The organism is Pseudonocardia xishanensis (genome assembly GCF_039541715.1).
Taxonomy (GTDB): Bacteria; Actinomycetota; Actinomycetes; order Mycobacteriales; family Pseudonocardiaceae; genus Pseudonocardia; species Pseudonocardia xishanensis.
On the sequence record NZ_BAABGT010000072.1, the window covers coordinates 17,630 to 36,541 of the forward strand.

Here is an 18,912-nt window from a genome sequence, read left to right on the forward strand (position 1 = left end):
TCACCGTAGGAGGCGCGTACGGCAGGGCAACACGGCGGTAATGCGACGGGATTAGCGTCACCCGGGTAGCCCACCCGGGAGTGCCATGCCCCGCCCACAGAACCGGCCCACCGGCGGCCGCCTCGGCGCCGTGCCGCCGCGAGACGCCGACCTGCGCTTCCGCACCGTGCACGGCTACCGGCGCGCGTTCCGGGTGGCGGGGGCCGGGCCCGCGGTGGTGCTGGTCCACGGCATCGGGGACAGCTCCGCGACCTGGGAGCCGATCATCCCCGCGCTCGCCCGGCACCACCTGGTGATCGCGCCGGACCTGCTCGGCCACGGGCACTCGGACAAACCGCGCGCCGACTACTCCGTCGCGGCCTACGCCAACGGCGTGCGGGACCTGCTGGGTGTCCTCGGCGTGCAGCGCGCGACGCTGGTGGGACACTCGCTCGGCGGCGGCGTCGCGATGCAGTTCGCCTACCAGTTCCCCGACCGCACGGAGCGCCTCGTGCTGATCGGCAGCGGCGGCGCAGGCCCCGAGGTCAACCCGGTGCTGCGGCTGATGAGCCTGCCCGGCGCCGAGCTCGCGCTCCACGCCCTGCGGCTGCCGACCATGCGGTGGCAGGTCGGGGCCGCGGTCTCGCTGGTGCGGGCCCTCGGGGCCGACCTGGGCCGAGACGCCCCGGACATGCTCCGGATCGTCGACGCCCTGCCCGACGCGACCGCCCGCGCCGCGTTCATCCGCACGCTGCGCGCGGTCGTCGACTGGCGCGGCCAGGTCGTGACCATGTTGGACCGCTGCTACCTGACCCGCGGCATGCCCACGCTGCTGGTCTGGGGCGAGCGGGACGCGATCGTGCCCGTCGAGCACGGGTACCGCGCCCACGAGGCCATGCCCGGCAGCCGGTTCGAGATCTTCCCGGACGCGGGCCACTTCCCCTTCCACACCGACCCCGCTCGCTTCGTGGGTCTGCTCGAGGAGTTCCTGGACACGACGGTCCCGGCCCGGTGGAGCCCGGAGCAGTGGCGACAGCTGCTGCGCATGTCCCCCGAGGAACCCGCGATCCCCGAGCCCCGCACCGAGCGCTCCGCGACCTAGCCGCCCTCCTGCGTGCTCTCCCGGAGGAGGAGGTGCAGCGCGGAGGCGGCCGGAACCACGGCGGCCCGCCCCTCGGGTGGAGGGACGGGCCGTCGTCACGCGGTGGTCAGCTGCAGCCGCTGGTGGAGCCGCAGCCCTCGCAGAGGTAGCAGGAGCCCGCCGGGCGCATCTTGGTGCCGCAGGTCAGGCAGAGCGGCGCGTCGGCCGCCTTGCCCAACCGCAGCTCCAGCAGCTCGGTGGAGCTGCCGACCTCGACCGGCGCCGGGTCGACGCCCGCCGGGGTGCTCGACGGCGGTGTGACGTCCACCGTGGACCGCACCGTCTCGATGTCCAGCTCGGCCGGGGCGCTGTAGTCCTGCTCGACCTGCGCCGACCGCTCCGCCGCGGAGAAGATGCCCAGCTGGGCGCGCTTCTCGTAGGGCAGGTGGTCCAGCGCGAGGCGGCGGAACAGGTAGTCCAGCACGGACGTGGCGATCCGGACGTCCGGGTCGTCCGTCATGCCCGCGGGCTCGAAGCGCAGGTTGGAGAACTTCGAGACGTAGAACTCCAGCGGGATGCCGTACTGCAGGCCGACCGAGATCGACATGGAGAAGGCGTCCATCACACCGGCGAGGGTCGAGCCCTGCTTGCCGAGCTTGACGAAGATCTCGCCCAGCCCGTCGTCCGGGTAGGACCCGGCGGTCAGGTAGCCCTCGGCGCCCGCGACGGCGAACGACGTGGTCTCGCTCGGGCGCTTCTTCGGCAGCCGCTTGCGGACCGGCCGCTGCTCGACGACGACCGTCGGCTCCGCCTCGGCCCTGCTGTCCTCGCGCGCCTTCTTGCCCGCCGACAGCGGCTGGCCGACCTTGCAGTTGTCCCGGTAGATCGCCAGGGCCTTGAGCCCGAGCCGCCAGCCCTCGAGGTAGATCTTCTCGACGTCGTCCACCGAGGCCTGCTCGGGCATGTTGACCGTCTTGGAGATCGCGCCGGACAGGAACGGCTGGACCGCCGCCATCATCCGTACGTGCCCCATGGCGGCGATGACCCGCTCGCCCATGGCGCAGTCGAAGACCTCGTAGTGGTCCGGCTTCATGCCGGGCGCGTCCACGACGTGCCCGTGCTCGGCCACGTACTCGACGATCGCCTCGGCCTGCTCCGGCTGGTAGCCGAGCTGGTCCAGGGCCCGGCGGACCGTCTGGTTGACGATCTGCATGGAGCCGCCGCCGACCAGCTTCTTGAACTTGACCAGCGCCAGGTCCGGCTCGATGCCGGTCGTGTCGCAGTCCATCATCAGGCCGATGGTGCCCGTGGGGGCCAGGACGGAGGCCTGCGCGTTGCGCCAGCCGTGGCGCTCGCCGGTGGCCAGCGCGTCCTTCCAGGTGATGGTCGCGAGCTTCTGGATCGCCGAGCTGGCGGGGAAGCTGCGGTAGCCGTCGTTCGCCGCGGCGTGCTTGCGCATGACGCGCTGGTGGGACTCGGCGTTGCGGGCGTAGCCCTCGTACGGGCCGACGACGCCTGCGAGCTCGGCGGACCGCTTGTAGGCCGCACCCGTCATCAGCGAGGTGATGGCGGCGGCGAGCGAGCGGCCGCCCTCGGAGTCGTACGCGTGGCCGGTGGCCATGAGCAGCGCGCCGAGGTTGGCGTAGCCGATGCCCAGCTGACGGAACTTCCGCGTGGTCTCCGCGATCGGCTCCGTGGGGAAGTCCGCGAAGCAGATCGAGATGTCCATCGCGGTGATGATCAGCTCGACGGCCTTGGCGAACCTGTCGCCGTCGAACAGCCCGTCCGTGCCGAGGAACTTGAGCAGGTTCAGCGACGCCAGGTTGCAGCTGGAGTTGTCCAGGTGCATGTACTCCGAGCAGGGGTTCGAGGCGTTGATCCGGCCCGACTCGGGCGTGGTGTGCCAGTCGTTGATCGTGCCGTCGTACTGGATGCCCGGGTCGGCGCACTCCCACGCGGCCTGCGCGATGCCGCGGAACAGGGTGCGGGCGTCCGTCCGCTCGATGATCTCGCCGTCCGTGCGGGAGCGGAGGCCGAAGTCGGTGCCCGCCTCGACGGCGTGCATGAACTCGTCCGTGACGCGGACGGAGTTGTTGGCGTTCTGGTACTGCACCGAGGTGATGTCGGAGCCGCCCAGGTCCATGTCGAACCCGGCGTCTCGCAGCACGCGGACCTTGGCCTCCTCCTTGGCCTTGGTCGCGACGAACTCCTCGATGTCCGGGTGGTCCACGTCCAGCACGACCATCTTGGCCGCGCGGCGGGTCGCGCCACCGGACTTGATGGTGCCCGCGGAGGCGTCCGCCCCGCGCATGAACGAGACCGGGCCGGACGCGGTGCCGCCGCTGGAGAGCAGCTCCTTCGACGACCGGATCCGCGAGAGGTTGAGACCGGCCCCGGAGCCGCCCTTGAAGATCAGGCCCTCCTCGCGGTACCAGTTCAGGATCGACTCCATGGTGTCGTCGACCGAGAGGATGAAACAGGCGCTGACCTGCTGCGGGGAGGCGGTGCCCACGTTGAACCACACCGGCGAGTTGAAGCTGAACACCTGGTGCAGCAGCATCCAGGTCAGCTCCTGGGCGAAGATGTCCGCGTCCTCGTCCGTGGCGAAGTAGCCGTGCTCCACACCGGCGCGGTGGTAGCTGCCGACGACCCGGTCGATCAGGGCGCGCAGGCTCGACTCCCGCGTCGCGGAACCGACGGCGCCGCGGAAGTACTTGCTGGTCACGATGTTCGTGGCGTTCAGCGACCAGAAGTCGGGGAACTCGACACCGCGCTGCTCGAAGTTGACGGTGCCGTCCCGCCAGTTCGTCATGACGACGTCCCGGCGCTCCCAGGTCACCTCGTCGTACGGGTGCACCCCGGCGGTCGTGTACAGCCGCTCGACGGTCAGGCCGCGCCTGCCCGCCTTGGCGGCGGCCTTCGCCGCACGCCCCCGTCCCGTGCCCCCCGCGGACCCCTTGGCCACCGCGTCCACGGTGTTCTCCCTGGGCTCCGCCCCGACGGTCTCCGTCATGCTCTCCCTCATTCGCATCCGCGTGTCACCTGCCACCGGCTGGGGCGGCGGCGGGTGTTCCGTGCGGGGTCGGCTCGAACGCCACAGCGCTTCAACCCTGGGTACGGGTCGGCCCCTGGTGTCGCTATCCGGTCGGCAGGTTCGCGCCGTCCGGACCGCTCCCCCGGGATGCGGCTGCTTCCCCGGCAGCCGTCCGCAGGTCGGCGATCTCCTTCTCGAAGTCCTCGATGGACGAGAACGAGCGGTACACGCTCGCGAAGCGCAGGTACGCCACCTCGTCGAGCTCCTTCAACGGACCGAGGATCGCGAGCCCCACCTCGTGGCTCGGGATCTCCGCGGTCCCGCCCGCCCGGACGGCCTCCTCGACACGGTGGGCGAGCTGCTGCAGGTCGTCCTCGTCCACCGGCCTGCCCTGGCAGGCGCGGCGGACGCCGCTGACGACCTTGTCCCGGCTGAACGGCTCCGTGACACCGCTGCGCTTCAGCACCGCGAGGACGGCCTCCTCGACGGTGGTGAACCGCTTCCCGCAGGCCGCGCAGGAGCGCCGACGACGGGTCGCCGCGCCCTCCTCGACCTCACGGGAGTCGATCACCTTGCAGTCCGAGTGGCGGCAGAACGGGCATCGCATGTCGATCCCTCCCTCTCCTCCACCATACTCCGACGAGCCCGGGTGAAACCCAAGCTGTAGGCGAACGACACGGATGTAACCACAACATCTAGGGGTTCGCCATCTCCGGGCCCCGTGCTCGCACCGCTTTCGCCCGATCGGGAGTGAACCTGTCACGCGGGCCCGCCCGGGCGGCCACCGGGTGCCGCCGTGCCCGCTCGACGACACCCCGTGACGCCCCGCTGGTCACGACCGGTGCCGCTGCGCGGTGATCGGCTCCGGCCCGGCCGGGCGCGTCGCCGGTACCGCTCGTCGCGTCGACGACACGCCGCGCGGGTGCGGGGAGCGAGAAGGTGTACCGCAGGCGGCGTGTCGGGGACGCGGGCGCGTCGCGCAGCCTCCGCGGACCGACACGCACGGTGGCCGTCCGTGCCGCGACCGCCACCCACACGATCGCTCACGAACCCCGGGCGCCCCACGCACCGCACGCCGCGCCGAACACTACCGCGGACGGGCTCCGCGACAGCCGGCGGGCGCACGGACGGTTCCACCACGATCCGCGGGCACAGCTCGGGTTCCGCGACGATCGGCGGCACCGCGCAGGATCCACGACAGCCGGGGGGAGCCGTGACGGACCTGCGGGCGCTGGACGGGTTCGCGGCGCCCCGCGAGGGCGCTCGGGACGCCGCCATGTCAGCGCGCGGCGGCCAGGTCCGCCAGCAGCCCCAGGACGACGACGACCGTGGTCGACCCGAGCGCGACCGCCACCGTGGCGAGCACCCGGTCCGCGAGGCCCGCGCGCACCTCACCGGCCAGCCTGCGCGCGCCGCCGGGTCGGTCGCCGCGGCCGAGCCGGACGCGGCGGACCGGCACACACGGGCCGCCGATCGTGGAGGACCGGCGGCCCGCGGACCCGCAGCCCCGGACTCCCCGGGTGAGCGGCGCGGGCGCCGCCGCCCCCGAGCCGGACGGCAGGACGGGCGCGCCGGACCGGTCCACGGTGCGCAGCGCCTGCGCACGGGCCCCGGACACGTACGCCCCGACCACCCGCTGCCCGCCCGACGACACCGACTCGCGACGGACACCCGCTGCTCGCCGACCGTGGACGGCACGACCGACCGCCGCGGAGCCCGCCGCACGCCCCCGGCCGCGAGGGAGGACGCAGTCGACCGGGCGCACCGGCCGCACCGCACTCTCGGCCCGGCCCGCGAGCCCGCCCTCCGCGCCGCTCCCGCGACCGGTCCGCTCGACCCGCCGCACCGCGTTCCCGAGATCCATGACGGCCTCCCCAGCCCCGCGCCGACCCCGCCCGAACCGGATGTCCGGGCCGTCGATCGAACGCCTGTGCGATGTCTACCAACGGGCACCGACAAAAACGGGCGCTGCCGCGTCCCGCCCTCCCCAGGGGTGCCCCGACCTGCGGCGGAGGCGGATCCTCAGGCCGGTACGCGCAGCGCGAGACCGGTGGGCAGCACGGAGTCCACGGGCCCGGTCAGGCCGTTGTCCGCCACGATCCGCTCCACCACGGCGGTCGTCCGCGCCCGCGGCGCCGCCCGTCGGGCCGGCTCCCAGACGGTCTCCCCCGGCCGGACCGCGGCGACGACACTCCCCGCGGGCACCTCCGCCCGGGCCTGGGCGGCGCCCGCCGCCTCGGCGACGACCCCGAGCACCACGACGACGAGCATCGACAGCACTCCGAGCACGGCGACGGCGACCGCCCGCCGGACGGCGTACCGCCGGGCGGACACCGGGCGCGCGACGACGGCCCGCGTCGATACGACCCGCGCCGACACTGCCTGCACCGACGGCACCGACCGCACCGACCGCAGCGCGGACGTCGGCTGCACCGCCCGGGGCCGGAGCTCCACGGTCGACCGCACCGCGCGCACCCGCGCCGAGGGACCCGACACCGGAACCACCGGGACCACCGGAACCTCCATGACCGCCGTCGACCGGTTCATCGCCGATCCCTCCCGCCCCGTCCCGGTCGGACCCGGGACTCGTACACATGTTCGATTCGAACGTCCGTGCGAGTTTGTACCATCGCGACCGACGCGCGTCACCTCCCCGCGCCGACACTTTCGGCGTGTCGTTCGAACATGTGTTTGGCGATCGACCGGATCCGGGCTACCGTCCGAACCCGACGGACCGCCACGGCGGTGGGCTCCCCCGGTTCGGGGACCGCGCCCGCCCGGATCGAGCGGGCACCCGAGCGACACCGGGACACAGCGACACAGCGACACAGGGACACGAGGAGGCGGCAGGGAGATGGCACGGGACGAGTCCGGCACCGGAGGCGAGCCCGGGCAGGTGCGGGCCTTCCCCGACCCGCCGGCGGACCCGACGACACTGACCCCCCGGCAACGCAAGGTGCTCGAGGTGATCCGCGACTGGGTGGAGCGCTTCGGCTACCCGCCCAGCGTCCGGGAGATCGGGGACGCGGTGGGGCTGACCTCCACCTCGTCGGTCCACCACCAGCTGCGCACCCTCGAGCGCAAGGGCTACCTGCGCCGCGACCCCAACCGCACCCGCGCGGTGGACGTGCGCAGCCCCGAGGAGGAGGCCCCCGAGCAGGGAGACGTCGTCGAACGGCCCGCTCCCGCGTTCGTCCCGCTGCTGGGCAGCATCGCCGCCGGTGGGCCGATCCTGGCCGAGCAGGCGGTGGAGAGCGTGTTCCCGCTGCCGCGCGAGATCGTCGGCGAGGGCGAGCTGTTCCTGCTCAACGTCAAGGGCGACTCGATGATCGAGGCGGCCATCACCGACGGCGACTGGGTCGTCGTGCGGCAGCAGCCGGTGGCCGAGCAGGGCGAGATCGTCGCCGCGATGATCGACGGCGAGGCCACGGTGAAGACGTTCAAGCGCACCGCCGGGCAGATCTGGCTGATGCCCGCCAACCCGGCCTACGAGCCCATCGACGGCAACGAGGCGACCATCCTCGGCCGTGTCGTGGCGGTCCTGCGCAGGCTGTAGGTCAGTCCGGCGCCGGGACGACGATGACGGGATAGCGGGCGGTGCGCACCAGCACCCCTGCGACCCCGCCCAGCAGCATCCGGCGCATCATCGGGTAGCCGCGCGAGCCGACCACCAGCACGTCCGTGCGTTCGGGCAGGTCGGCCAGGGTGACCGCCACCGACCGCCCGACGACGACGTCCGTGAGCGCGTCGATCTCCACCGGCGCCTTCGCGATCCCCTTGTGGGCGGTCTCGGTAGCCGCGGGCACGTCCGCCTCGGACGCCGCGACCACCACGAACCGCAGCGCGGCACCCGTCCGGCCCGCGAGGTGCACCGCCAGCACCGCGGCGCGATCGGCCTCCGGGGTGCCGTCGTACGCCACGCTGATCACGGTGATCCCGGCGGCGGCGGTGTGCCGGTACCCGCGGGGCGCGATCGCGACGGGGCAGCGCGCGGCGGGCAGCAGGCGTTGCACCGTCCCGCCGGGGGCGAGCCTGCCGAGCAGCCCGTGCCCGGTCGACCCCACGACCAGCACGGCCGCGCCGACCTCCTCCGCGTGATCGGCCAGCACGACCGCGGCGGGCCCCGGACCCAGCGGCGCGAACTCCGGCTCGCTCCCCCACTCGCGCCCGCCGATGAGCTCGCGGGCGCGGCCGAACCGGGCGCGGGCGACCTCCTCGGCCTTCTCCCGCCAGCGCGGGTCCCTGGCGAGCGCCGAGTAGCCCATCCCGTCCGTCGGGTACACCGTCGCGACGACGGCGGTCAGCCCGGTCAGGCGGGCGAGCTGCGCCCCCAGGACCAGGGCGTCGTGGCCGCCGGGGGTGTCCTCGTAGGCGGTCACGATCGGCACCGGGTCAGCGTAGGCGGCGCGGGGCCGCCCACAGCCGTCGCCGAACCGGCCTTAACGCGGTCGTCACAGGGCGCGCACGCCACACCGGCGACACCACCTGCCGCGATCGTCGCCCGAGCGCATTCGGCTGCGCGGGGCTCGTCGTTGCCCGGCGGACGACCGGCACGGACCCGTCCAGCGCCTCGGCCTTCCGGCCGGGCGTGCCGACGCCGGCGGCACGACGATGCTGGACGCGCGAGGCCGCCGTCATCCCCGCCGTCGGGCGTGCAGGGTCATGGCCCCGGCCGCCGCGACCAGCACCAGGACCACCGCACCCACACCCAGGACGGCGGGCTGCCACTCGGGCGCCGGCTCCGGCGGGGTCGCGACGGGCGGTGGCGGGACGGACTCGGGAGGGGCGGACTCGGACGGCGCGTCCGCGAGGGCGGCCTCGACCGCGCCCGGCACCGCGCGGAGACGCCCGCTGCGGCCGCGGGTCTCGGAACCGGAGAGCAGCGTGCCGTCCGGCAGGAACGCGATCGCCTCGCCCTGCGGTTCGTCCGGCAACGGCACCTGCCGTGGCGTGGTCTGCAGGGCCGCGACGAGGTCCCCGGAGGGGGGCACCCGGTACAGCCAGGCGTCGGTGTAGGTCCGCAGCGCCACCACCCTGCCGTCGGCCGAGACCGCCCCGCCGGTCACGGTGAGGGCTCCCACCGCGCCGACCGGCCCGCCGACGGTGTCCGACCGGGCGAACCCGACGGACCCGACGCGCAGCAGCGGGGTCGGACCCGGCTCGGCGAGCGGCCCGGCGGGCCGGTACACCCCGGCGATCCCGGTGACCTCCTTGGTGACGATCACGGGCACGCCGTCCGCGCCGATCAGGAGGGCCTCGGCGTCGTGCGGGCCGTCCGGGTAGGTGAGCCGGTGCAGGCGGGGGTCACCGCGCGGCGGCAGCACCAGCAGCGCGACGGTCTCGCGGCGGCGGTTGTTGTCCCCGGTGTCCCCGATCCAGAAGGCGCCGTCCGGGCCGAGGGCGAGGTCCTCGGCGTCGAACGGGTCCAGGTCGGCCCGCTCGGTGTCGATGATCGTGCAGTCCGCGGGATCGAGGCGGTACGCCGTGGCCCGGGTGCCACCGTCCGACATCGCCCAGATCTCGTCACCGCGCACCGCGAGGCCCGAGAGCTCCGCGAGCCGGGGCTCGGTCACCGTGCAGAGGTCCTGGGGTACGGCGGGGGATGCCGACGCCGAGGCAGGCGCCGCGAGCAGCCCGACCACCATCGAGGCCAGCACCGCCGCGACGAGGCGAGCCCTCACGACCCGCCACCCCCGCTCACCACGCGATGATCCCCGTCTCGGGAGCGAGGCGGTCGCTCAGCGACCGTCCCGCGCCCCGATCGTGGATCATCCACCCTGACGGGCCGGTGGAGCGTGCTCAGCCGATCGCGCTCGCGGCGGGAACGGGCTGCGCCGGTGTTCCGCCCACCACGTACGGCACCGCCGCCACGGCCAGCTCGGGGCCGACGCGGACGTGCAGCTTCGTCCCCTCGGCCACGTGCTCCGACGACAGCACCTCGCCTTCGGAGTGCAGCCGCGCGACCAGCCCGCCCTCGGTGTACGGAACGAGCAGGTCGAGGTCGACCTCCGGCCGCGGCAGCCGGTCGGCGATCACCGAACGGAGCCGTGCCATGCCCTCGCCCCGCTTCGCGGAGACGAACACGGCATCGGGCAGCAGGTGGCGCAGGCGCGCGAGGGCGAGGTCGCCCGCCGCGTCCGTCTTGTTCACCACGAGCAGCTCGGGCGGCATGGTGCCGCCCTGCTCCTCGCCGATCTCCACGAGCACCTTGCGAACGGCGGCGATCTGGTCCTCGGGCAGCGGGTCCGACGCGTCCACCACGTGGACCAGCAGGTCCGCCTGGCCCGCCTCCTCCAGCGTGGACCGGAACGCCTCGACGAGCTGGTGCGGCAGATGCCGCACGAACCCGACGGTGTCGGTCAGCGTGTAGGCCCGCCCGTCCGGCGTCTCCGCTTTGCGGGTGGTGGGGTCCAGGGTGGCGAACAGGGCGTCGTGCACCATGACCCCGGCCCCGGTCAGGGCGTTGAGCAGGGAGGACTTGCCCGCGTTCGTATACCCGACGATGGCGACGGACGGGATCTCGCTCCGGCGCCTGCTGCCGCGCTGGGTGTCTCGCACCCGCGACATCGCCGTGATCTCGCGGCGCAGCTTGGACATGCGGGTGCGGATCCGGCGCCGGTCCAGCTCGATCTTGGTCTCACCGGGACCACGGCCACCGATGCCGACACCGCCCGCTGCCCGGCCACCGACCTGGCGGGACAGCGCCTCACCCCAGCCGCGCAGCCGCGGGAGGAGGTAGGAGAGCTGGGCCAGCTCGACCTGGGCCTTGCCGTCCCGCGAGCGGGCGTGCTGGGCGAAGATGTCCAGGATCAGCGCGGTCCGGTCGATCACCTTGACCTTGAGCCGCTCCTCCAGCTGGCGGAGCTGGCCGGGCGAGAGCTCGCCGTCGCAGATCACGGTGTCCGCGCCCGCGGCCTCGACCGCGACGTGCAGCTCGTCCACCTTGCCGGAGCCGATGAACGTGGCCGGGTCCGGCTTCTGGCGCCGCTGGATCAGCCCGTCGCACACCTCCGAGCCCGCGGTCTCGGCCAGCCGGGCCAGTTCGACGAGCGAGGCGTTCGCCTGCTCGGAGGAACCCTCGGTCCACACCCCGACGAGCACCACGCGCTCGAGTCGGAGCTGCCGGTACTCGACCTCGGTGACGTCGGTGAGCTCGGTGGAGAGTCCTGCGACCCGCCGGAGCGAGGAACGCTCCTCGAGCTCCAGCTCACCCGTCGACGGGTTGCGGGGGTCGTACATCAGGGGGGAATCAGTCATCGTGCAACCGAGTGTCCCACGGAATCGGCGGATTGTCCGGTGGATTGCCACCAGGCCCGGGTCAGCTCGCCGGACGCGACCAGCACCGCGGGCCCGTGCAGGGCCGTGGACTCCCCGCCGCCGCGGACGGTGACCTCCAGCCTGCCCCCCGGCGTGTCGACGGCGAGCCTGCCGGACTCCCGCCCGGCCGCCCGCAGCGAGGCCAGCGCCGCCGCGACCGTGCCAGTGCCGCAGGACCGGGTCTCCCCCACCCCGCGCTCGTGCACGCGCATCGCGACGGGCTCCGTGGTGGCGGGCGCGATGAACTCGACGTTCGCCCCGTTCGGGAACACCGCCTCGTCCCGCCACGGGCGCTCGGTGAGGTCCAGCGCGGCGATGTCCTCGTCGGTCACGCACGCCAGGTGCGGGTTCCCCACGTCCACGGCGATCCCCGCGAACTCCCGCCCGCCGACCCGGGCCACCGACTCGCCGAACACCAGTGCCGGGCCCATCTCGACGGACACCCGGTCCCCCTCGAACGTGACGTCCCTGACCCCGGCCCGCGTGCCGACCTCGCCGCCCGCCCAGCCGCCGAGCTGCAGGTAGCGCGCGAACACCCGCACCCCGTTGCCGCACATCTCGGCGATGGACCCGTCCGCGTTGCGGTAGTCCATGAACCACTCGGGACCCTCGAGCCCCAGCGCGGCCGAACGCACGACTCGCAGCACCCCGTCCGCACCGAGGCCGCGGCGCCGGTCGCACAGCGCGGCGACCCGCTCGGCGGTGAGGTCGAGGCGCGCCTCCGGATCCGGGAGCACGACGAAGTCGTTCTCGGTGCCGTGGCCCTTGACGAACGGAATCACCGGACCAGCGTACGAGCCCGTGCCGACAGTTCCGGATCGGCGCCGTCGAGCCAGTGGATGCGGGGGTCGCGGCGGAACCAGGAGCGCTGGCGTCGGACGAAGCGGCGGGTGGCGCGGACGGTCTCCGCGGCGGCCGCGGCGAAGTCCCGGGGACCGTCCAGCTCGGCGACGACCTGCTGGTACCCCAGCGCGCGGGAGGCCGTGCGCCCCTCGCGCAGCCCCTGGGCGAGCAGCTTCTCGGTCTCGGCGACCAGGCCCGCGGACATCATGAGGTCCACCCGGCGGGAGACCCGGTCGTCGAGCTCGGCGGTGTCCCGGTCCACCCCGAGCAGGACGGCGTCGTAGCGCGGGACCCGCTGCCCGGGCAGCGTCGCGCGGAAGGGCCGCCCGGTCAGCTCGACGACCTCCAGTGCCCGCACGATCCGCCGCCCGTTGCTGGGCAGCACGTGCTCGGCCGCGGCGGGATCGACCTCGGCCAGCCGCCGGTGCAGCGCGGGCGCCCCGACCGCCGCCAGCTCGGCCTCCCAGCGGTCGCGGATCGCGGGGTCCGTGCCCGGGAACTCCAGGTCGTCGACGACGGCCTGGACGTAGAGCCCCGAGCCCCCCACCAGTACCGGCGTCCGGCCCGCGGCGAGCAGCGCCGCGATCACCGCGCGGGCGTGCCGCTGGTAGGCGGCCACGGACGCGGGCTCGGTGACGTCCAGGACGTCGAGCTGGTGGTGCGGGATCCCGCGCCGCTCGGCGACGGGCAGCTTGGCGGTGCCGATGTCCATGCCGCGGTAGAGCTGCATGGCGTCGGCGTTGACGATCTCGCCGTCGAGCGCTTCGGCGAGGTCGAGCGAGAGGTCGGACTTGCCGGTGGCCGTCGGCCCGACGACGCAGACCAGTCGGGTCACAGCGGCGTCCAGACGGCGACGTGGTACGCCACCCCGTACGGCGCACCGGTGTACAGCAGCTCCCCGCGCCAGTCCCGCCCCTCCGCGGCCCCCGCGAGGACCTGCCAGGGCGCGCGGCCGACCGCCCACAGCTCCCGGGCCAGGGCGGGGTCCAGCGCGGCCAGGGCCGTGGCGTCGGCGTTCTCCAGCGCCTTGACGACGGCGTCGTCGAACGGTTCGGCGCGCTCGTCCAGGTGGCCGGGGGCCTTCTCGGTGCGGGACGCGGCGCCGTCCCCGACGACCAGTAGCCCCGCGGACCCCGCCAGCGCGCGGCCCAGGCGCAGGCAGTCCTCGGTGGGGGCCTCCTCGGCGACCAGCTCCCCGCGGATCCGCACGCCGTCGGGGCGCATCCAGCCTGCGACCAGCAGCGGCAGGGGGAGCTCGGGATCGGGCGTGCCGGACTCGGGCGCGAGCGAGACCCGCACGTCACGGCCGTACCCGCGGAAGGTCCCGGTGGCGCCCTCGACGGTCCGCCGCACGGTGTCGGCGCCGACCGCGACCCAGTCGGTGGTCACCGCGGCCAACCGCGCGGCGGCCCCGCGCACGGCGGCGCGGAGGTCCTCGAGCTCGCCGGTCGCCCCGCCCGCGAGTTCGGGCACGAGGAGCGGCGGCTGGGGGACCACGACGACCAGAGACGGCACGCTCCGACCCTATTGGCTTCCCGCACCGCCTTCGCCCCGGACGCCCACCCGAGGACACGTTTCGTGCGCACAGCGCGGCTTGATCGCCGATGACGTGCCGTCCGTGCTGCGCCACCAGCGCTGGTTGCACGGAAACGACGACGACGGTGGCGACTCCCCTGCGGCGATCACGCTCCGTCGTCGTGCGGGATCGGAGGGTCGCACCAGGCGCGGCTCGTCGCGCCGAGGCGCCCGGTCGCGGCCTCGTCCGGGGCGCTCCGGTTCCCCCGGCCCCGCTGACCTGTTTGAATTCCGCCGACCGGTGGTCGCGGTGCGACCGGCCGGTTCGCGCACGGCCCCGCCCTTCGGCGGGGCGCCCGCCGCCCGGCGGGCCCGAACGAGGGAGGACGACCGTGTCGGAGCAGACCGGACCGGAGGACGGCACGCAGGCCGAGGGGACCGTGCGGGAGGCCGACTCCCCCGCCGCGACGCCGGGTGGAGCGACCGCGGCGACCGACCCCGAGCACGGGCCGTCGAGCGCCGGGACGACGGAGGACGCTCCGGCCGAGCCCACGAGCGAGACCCCCGCCCCCGAGGACGCCCCCGCATCCGCCGACGCCCCCGCGGAGCCCGCGCCCACCGCCGAGACCCCCGCATCCGCGGCGGCCCCGACGGAGCACGACCCTTCCCCGCCGAGCACCCCCAGGCCCGCCCCGCCCAAGCCCCGCCCCGGCCCGCCCCCGGGCGCCCGCCCCGGCCCGCCGCCCGGTGCCCGCCCGAGCCCCGCACCCGCCGCGGCCCGCCCCGCGGTCTCCGCGCCCGCCCCCGCCGTCGTGGCGGCCCAGCCCTCCCCCGTCCCGTCCGCCTCGGACGACCCGTCCCGCTGGGGCCGCGTCGACGCCGAGGGCGCGATCTTCCTGCGCACCGCCGAGGGCGAGCGGCAGGTCGGGTCCTGGCAGGCGGGCGAGCCCGCGGAGGGTCTGGCCCACTTCGCCCGCCGTTTCGACGACCTGCTCGCCGAGACCGAGCTGCTGGTCGCCCGCCTCGGCAGCGGCGGCGGCGACCCCAAGCACGCGCTGTCCGGGGCCAAGGCGCTGCGCGAGGGGCTGGACGAGGCCTCCGTCGTCGGGGACGTCGAGGGGCTGCGCAAGCGGCTCGACGAGCTCGTCGGGATGGCCGAGGACGCCGTCGGCGCGGCCCGGGACGCCCGCGACCAGCAGCGGCAGGCCGCCGTCGCGCGCAAGGAGGAGCTCGCCGTCGAGGCCGAGGCGATGGCCGAGGAGTCCAGCAACTGGAAGCAGGCGGGCGACCGCTACAAGGCCATCCTCGACGAGTGGCGCACGATCAAGGGCATCGACCGCAAGACGGACGAGGCCCTGTGGAAGCGCTTCTCCCGCGCCCGCGAGGCCTTCAACCGGCGCCGCGGCTCGCACTTCGCCGACCTGGACCGCCAGCGCGGCGCCGCCAAGGCGCGCAAGGAGGAGCTGGTCGCCGAGGCCGAGGCGCTCTCGAGCTCGGACGACTGGGGCCCCACCGCCGCGCGCTACCGCGACCTGATGACCGAGTGGAAGGCCGCGGGTCGCGCGCAGAAGGACGCGGACGACCACCTCTGGCAGCGGTTCCGCGGCGCGCAGGACGCGTTCTTCCAGCACCGGGCGTCGGTCTTCGCCGAGCGGGACACCGAGTTCGCCGCGAACGCCGAGGCCAAGCGCAGGCTGCTGGACGAGGCCGAGAAGATCGACACGTCGAACGCCGACCACGCCCGGGCCGCCCTGCGGTCCATCCAGGAGCGCTGGGAGGAGATCGGCAAGGTTCCCCGGGACGACATGCGCCCGCTGGACCAGCGGCTCCGCGCGGTGGAGGACGCCGTCCGGCAGGCCGCGGACCGCGAGTGGCGGCGCACCGACCCCGAGGCCGAGGCCCGGGTGGCGCAGTTCCGCGACCGCGTCGAGCAGTTCGAGGCCCAGGCCGAGAAGGCCCGGGCCGCGGGGGACGCCAAGCGTGCCCAGCAGGCCGAGGCGCAGGCCGCCCAGTGGCGGGAGTGGCTCGACGCCGCGGTGGCCGCGGTGCAGGAGCGTTAGCGGCGCTGCAGCGAGATCTTCGCCCAGGTGAAGGTCAGCAGCGCCGTCGCGAGCACGGTGAGGATCAGGCCGGGGCCCGGGCCGTCGATGCCTTCGAAGGCCCCGGTCTGCCGGGTCCAGATCGCCCAGATCCCGTTCACGGTGGCGATCCCGGACCCCACCGCGGAGACCCAGGCGAGCGCCCAGAGCCGGGTGGTCAGCGCGAGCACCCCGGTGACCAGCCCGAACACCGTCGCGGTGATCGTGGACAGCCGCGGCAGCGGGCCGAGGTACTGCGCCCCGACCAGCAGCTGCCAGCCCGCCGTCGAGCCGACCCAGGGCAGCAGCAGCCCCCCGACGACGGCCAGCACCCCGACCGCCGCCACCAGCGCCGCGACCCCCGGGTCGATCCGCCGCTCCACCCGCCGGGCGACCCCGGCGAGCTCGCTCTCCAGCGCGGACAGCTCGCCGCCGCCGTGCTCCCAGGGCGCCTTCTCGTTCATGACTGCACTCCGCATCCCGCCGTGACCGGCTCCGGGGCCGGCTTCCCGAAGCTCGGCAGGCCCAGTCCGGTCGGGACGCCGCCCGGCCGCAGGCCCGCCTCGTGCGCGTCCCCCGCCCGCGTCCGGCGGTGGGTGAGCACCCCGCCGTCCGACACCAGGTGGTGCGGCGCGCCGTAGTCGATCCGCACGGTCACGACGTCCCCCGGCCGCGGCTCGGCCGTCCCGGGCGCGAAGTGCACCAGCCGCCCGTCCCGCGCCCGGCCGCTCATGCGGTGGGTCGCGCCGTCCTTGCGACCCTCGCCGGTGGAGACGAGGACCTCCACCTCGCGACCCTCGACGCGCCGGTTCTCCTCCCAGGAGATCTGCTCCTGCAGCTCGACGAGCCGCATGTACCGCTCCTGCACGACTGCCTTGGGCAGCTGGTCCGGCAGGTCCGCCGCGGGCGTGCCGGGGCGCTGCGAGTACTGGAAGGTGAAGGCCTGCGCGAAGCGCGCCTCCCGCACGACGTCCAGCGTGGCCGCGAAGTCCTCCTCGGTCTCGCCCGGGAACCCGACGATGATGTCCGTCGACACCGCGGCGTGCGGGATCGACGCCCGCACCTCCTCCAGGATGCCGAGGAAGCGCGAGGAGCGGTACGAGCGGCGCATCGCGCGCAGCACCCGGTCGGAGCCGGACTGCAGCGGCATGTGCAGCTGGGGGCAGACGTTCGGCGTCTCGGCCATGGCGGCGATGACGTCCGAGGTGAAGTCCCGCGGGTGCGGGGAGGTGAAGCGGACGCGCTCCAGACCGTCGACGGACCCGCAGGCGCGCAGCAGCTTCGCGAAGGCCCGCCGGTCCCCGAACTCGGAGCCGTAGGCGTTCACGTTCTGTCCCAGCAGGGTCACCTCGAGCACGCCGTCCGCGGCGAGCGCCTCGACCTCGGCGAGGATGTCGCCGGGGCGCCGGTCGCGCTCCGTGCCGCGCAGCGCGGGCACGATGCAGAACGTGCAGGTGTTGTTGCAGCCCACCGAGATCGACACCCACCCGGCGTAGGCGGACTCGCGGCGGGCGGGCAGCGTGGACGGGAAGACCTCGAGGGACTCCAGGATCTCGATCTCGGCCTCGGAGTTGTGCCGTGCCCGTTCGAGCAGCGTGGGCAGCGACCCGACGTTGTGGGTGCCGAACACGACGTCCACCCAGGGCGCCTTGCGCGTGATCGTGTCGCGGTCCTTCTGGGCCAGGCACCCGCCGACGGCGATCTGCATGTCCGGGTTCGCGGTCTTCGCCGGGCGCAGCCTGCCGAGGTTGCCGTAGAGCTTGTTGTCCGCGTTCTCCCGGACGGCGCAGGTGTTGAACACGACGACGTCCGCCGCCTCGGGGTTCTCCGCACGCGCGTACCCCGCGGACTCGAGCAGCCCTGCCATCCGCTCGGAGTCGTGCACGTTCATCTGACACCCGTAGGTCCGGATGCTGTAGCTGCGGGTCACGCCCCCGAGGGTATGCCCCGCCGGGGGAGCCCGCGGAGCCGACCGTCGGCACGCGCCTGCACAACGAGACAGCGACCGCCCCGGTCCGGGAGGATGCCGCGGTGGACCCCCGCGCACTCGACCGCCGGTCCGCGCTGCGGGTCCTGGCCGGGCTCGCGGCGACGGCCGCGCTCGCGGGCTGTGCCCCCGCCTACTCGGGCAGGCGGCTGGCGATCGCCGCGGGCGTCGGCGCGGGTGTCTACTACCGGCTCGGCGGGACCCTGGCCGCGGTCTGGGCCGAGCGCCTCGACGCCGCCCCCGAGGTCCTCACCACCGCGGGCTCGGTGGACAACCTCGACCGGCTGGCGGCGGGCACCGCGGACATCGCGTTCAGCCAGGTGGACACCGCCGCCGAGCGGGAGGCGGACGACGCCCCCGGCGACCCCCGCTCCCCCCGCGCGCTCGCCCGCATCTACGACGACGCGGTGCACGTCGTCGTCCGGCGGGACTCGGCGGCCCGGCTGCTCGCGGACCTGCGCGGTGCGACCGTGGCCGTCGGGACCCCGATCTCGGGCTACTACGGCATCGCCCGACGGCTGTTGACCACCGCGGGCATCGACCCGGACACCGGCGTCCGCCCCCGGCAGCTGGGCCTGGCCGACTCCATCACCGCCCTGCGCGACGGCACCGTGGACGCCTTCTTCTGGTCCGGCGGACTCCCCACGGCGGGCATCACCGACCTCGCGGCCGCCCTCCCGATCCGCCTGCTGGACCTGACCGACCTGCTCGAACCCGTCCGCGCCCGCTACCCCGTCTACTCCCCCGGCACGGTGCCCGCCTCGGCCTACGACATCGGCACGCCCGTCGCGACGCTCTTCGTCCGCAACTTCCTGCTGGTCCCCGCCTCGTTCGACGCCGATCTCGCCGCCGCCCTGCTGCGGTCGATGTTCGCCGAGCAGGCCCGCCTCACCGCCGCGAGCCCCGCGGCGCTGACGATCGACCCCCGCTCCGCCATCGGCACCCAACCCGTCCCCCTCCACCCCGGCGCCGAACGCTTCTACCGCGAGGGCAAGGTCGCCTGACGTCCGACTCGGACGTCGGGAGTGGGGGACTCGCGCGTCGAGAACGGGGGACTCGCGGACACCCGCGCCCCCAC

The 18,912-nt window shown here is 74.6% G+C and carries 16 protein-coding genes; 4 read left to right on the forward strand and 12 right to left on the reverse strand.

The features are described from left to right. Positions 1-85 precede the first annotated feature (85 nt). Positions 86-1,081, forward strand: coding sequence for an alpha/beta fold hydrolase (locus ABD993_RS23240; RefSeq protein WP_345422281.1), 996 nt, complete (start codon positions 86-88; stop codon positions 1,079-1,081). A gap of 106 nt (positions 1,082-1,187) precedes the next feature. Here ABD993_RS23240 and ABD993_RS23245 read toward each other — a convergent pair whose 3' ends face one another. The 4 genes from ABD993_RS23245 to ABD993_RS23260 form a co-directional block, all read right to left on the reverse strand. Further along, complete coding sequence (locus ABD993_RS23245) at positions 1,188-4,073, reverse strand: vitamin B12-dependent ribonucleotide reductase (RefSeq protein WP_345422284.1); 2,886 nt, start codon at positions 4,071-4,073, stop codon at positions 1,188-1,190. Between the two features lie 124 nt (positions 4,074-4,197). Next, positions 4,198-4,701 (reverse strand): transcriptional regulator NrdR, encoded by a 504-nt coding sequence (gene nrdR / locus ABD993_RS23250; protein WP_345422287.1) that lies wholly within the window; start codon positions 4,699-4,701, stop codon positions 4,198-4,200. A gap of 672 nt (positions 4,702-5,373) precedes the next feature. Beyond that, a complete protein-coding gene (locus ABD993_RS23255; RefSeq protein ID WP_345422290.1) occupies positions 5,374-5,958 on the reverse strand; it encodes a hypothetical protein in 585 nt (194 codons plus the stop codon). A 158-nt stretch (positions 5,959-6,116) separates the two neighbouring features. Continuing rightward, a complete protein-coding gene (locus ABD993_RS23260; RefSeq protein ID WP_345422292.1) occupies positions 6,117-6,641 on the reverse strand; it encodes a hypothetical protein in 525 nt (174 codons plus the stop codon). 307 nt (positions 6,642-6,948) lie between these two features. Between ABD993_RS23260 and lexA the strand changes: the two genes are divergently transcribed. Further along, positions 6,949-7,650 carry a transcriptional repressor LexA gene (lexA, locus tag ABD993_RS23265; protein ID WP_345422295.1) on the forward strand — a complete coding sequence of 234 codons (702 nt, stop codon included), beginning with the start codon at positions 6,949-6,951 and terminating at the stop codon, positions 7,648-7,650. Between the two features lies 1 nt (position 7,651). On the opposite strand, the gene ABD993_RS23270 is transcribed toward lexA, so the two are convergent. From ABD993_RS23270 to ABD993_RS23295, 6 genes are all read right to left on the reverse strand, one after another. Next, complete coding sequence (locus ABD993_RS23270) at positions 7,652-8,482, reverse strand: universal stress protein (RefSeq protein WP_345422297.1); 831 nt, start codon at positions 8,480-8,482, stop codon at positions 7,652-7,654. Between the two features lie 246 nt (positions 8,483-8,728). After that, positions 8,729-9,775 carry an SdiA-regulated/phytase-like domain-containing protein gene (locus ABD993_RS23275; protein ID WP_345422300.1) on the reverse strand — a complete coding sequence of 349 codons (1,047 nt, stop codon included), beginning with the start codon at positions 9,773-9,775 and terminating at the stop codon, positions 8,729-8,731. Between the two features lie 118 nt (positions 9,776-9,893). Then, entirely contained in the window at positions 9,894-11,351 is a 1,458-nt protein-coding gene (gene hflX / locus ABD993_RS23280; protein ID WP_345422303.1) for a GTPase HflX, read from the reverse strand. Continuing rightward, positions 11,348-12,193 carry a diaminopimelate epimerase gene (gene dapF, locus ABD993_RS23285; protein WP_345422306.1) on the reverse strand — a complete coding sequence of 282 codons (846 nt, stop codon included), beginning with the start codon at positions 12,191-12,193 and terminating at the stop codon, positions 11,348-11,350. Before dapF ends, hflX begins: the two co-directional genes overlap by 4 nt. Beyond that, on the reverse strand, positions 12,190-13,089 hold the full coding sequence (gene miaA / locus ABD993_RS23290; protein WP_345422309.1) for a tRNA (adenosine(37)-N6)-dimethylallyltransferase MiaA: 900 nt from the start codon (positions 13,087-13,089) through the stop codon (positions 12,190-12,192). The genes dapF and miaA overlap by 4 nt, the downstream gene beginning before the upstream one ends. Beyond that, entirely contained in the window at positions 13,086-13,769 is a 684-nt protein-coding gene (locus ABD993_RS23295) for a class III extradiol ring-cleavage dioxygenase family protein (protein WP_345422312.1), read from the reverse strand. The genes miaA and ABD993_RS23295 overlap by 4 nt, the downstream gene beginning before the upstream one ends. A 440-nt stretch (positions 13,770-14,209) precedes the next feature. On the opposite strand from ABD993_RS23295, the gene ABD993_RS23300 reads away from it, so the two are divergent. Next, positions 14,210-15,829 carry a DUF349 domain-containing protein gene (locus ABD993_RS23300; RefSeq protein WP_425569116.1) on the forward strand — a complete coding sequence of 540 codons (1,620 nt, stop codon included), beginning with the start codon at positions 14,210-14,212 and terminating at the stop codon, positions 15,827-15,829. Here ABD993_RS23300 and ABD993_RS23305 read toward each other — a convergent pair. Next, positions 15,826-16,311, reverse strand: a complete 486-nt coding sequence (locus ABD993_RS23305) for an Rv2732c family membrane protein (protein WP_345422315.1) — start codon at positions 16,309-16,311, stop codon at positions 15,826-15,828. The two genes, ABD993_RS23300 and ABD993_RS23305, sit on opposite strands and share 4 nt — an antisense overlap. Beyond that, positions 16,308-17,777 carry a tRNA (N6-isopentenyl adenosine(37)-C2)-methylthiotransferase MiaB gene (gene miaB / locus ABD993_RS23310; protein WP_345422318.1) on the reverse strand — a complete coding sequence of 490 codons (1,470 nt, stop codon included), beginning with the start codon at positions 17,775-17,777 and terminating at the stop codon, positions 16,308-16,310. Before miaB ends, ABD993_RS23305 begins: the two co-directional genes overlap by 4 nt. 101 nt (positions 17,778-17,878) lie before the next feature. On the opposite strand from miaB, the gene ABD993_RS23315 reads away from it, so the two are divergent. Next, positions 17,879-18,838, forward strand: coding sequence for a TAXI family TRAP transporter solute-binding subunit (locus ABD993_RS23315; protein WP_345422321.1), 960 nt, complete (start codon positions 17,879-17,881; stop codon positions 18,836-18,838). The last annotated feature ends 74 nt before the right edge of the window (positions 18,839-18,912 follow it).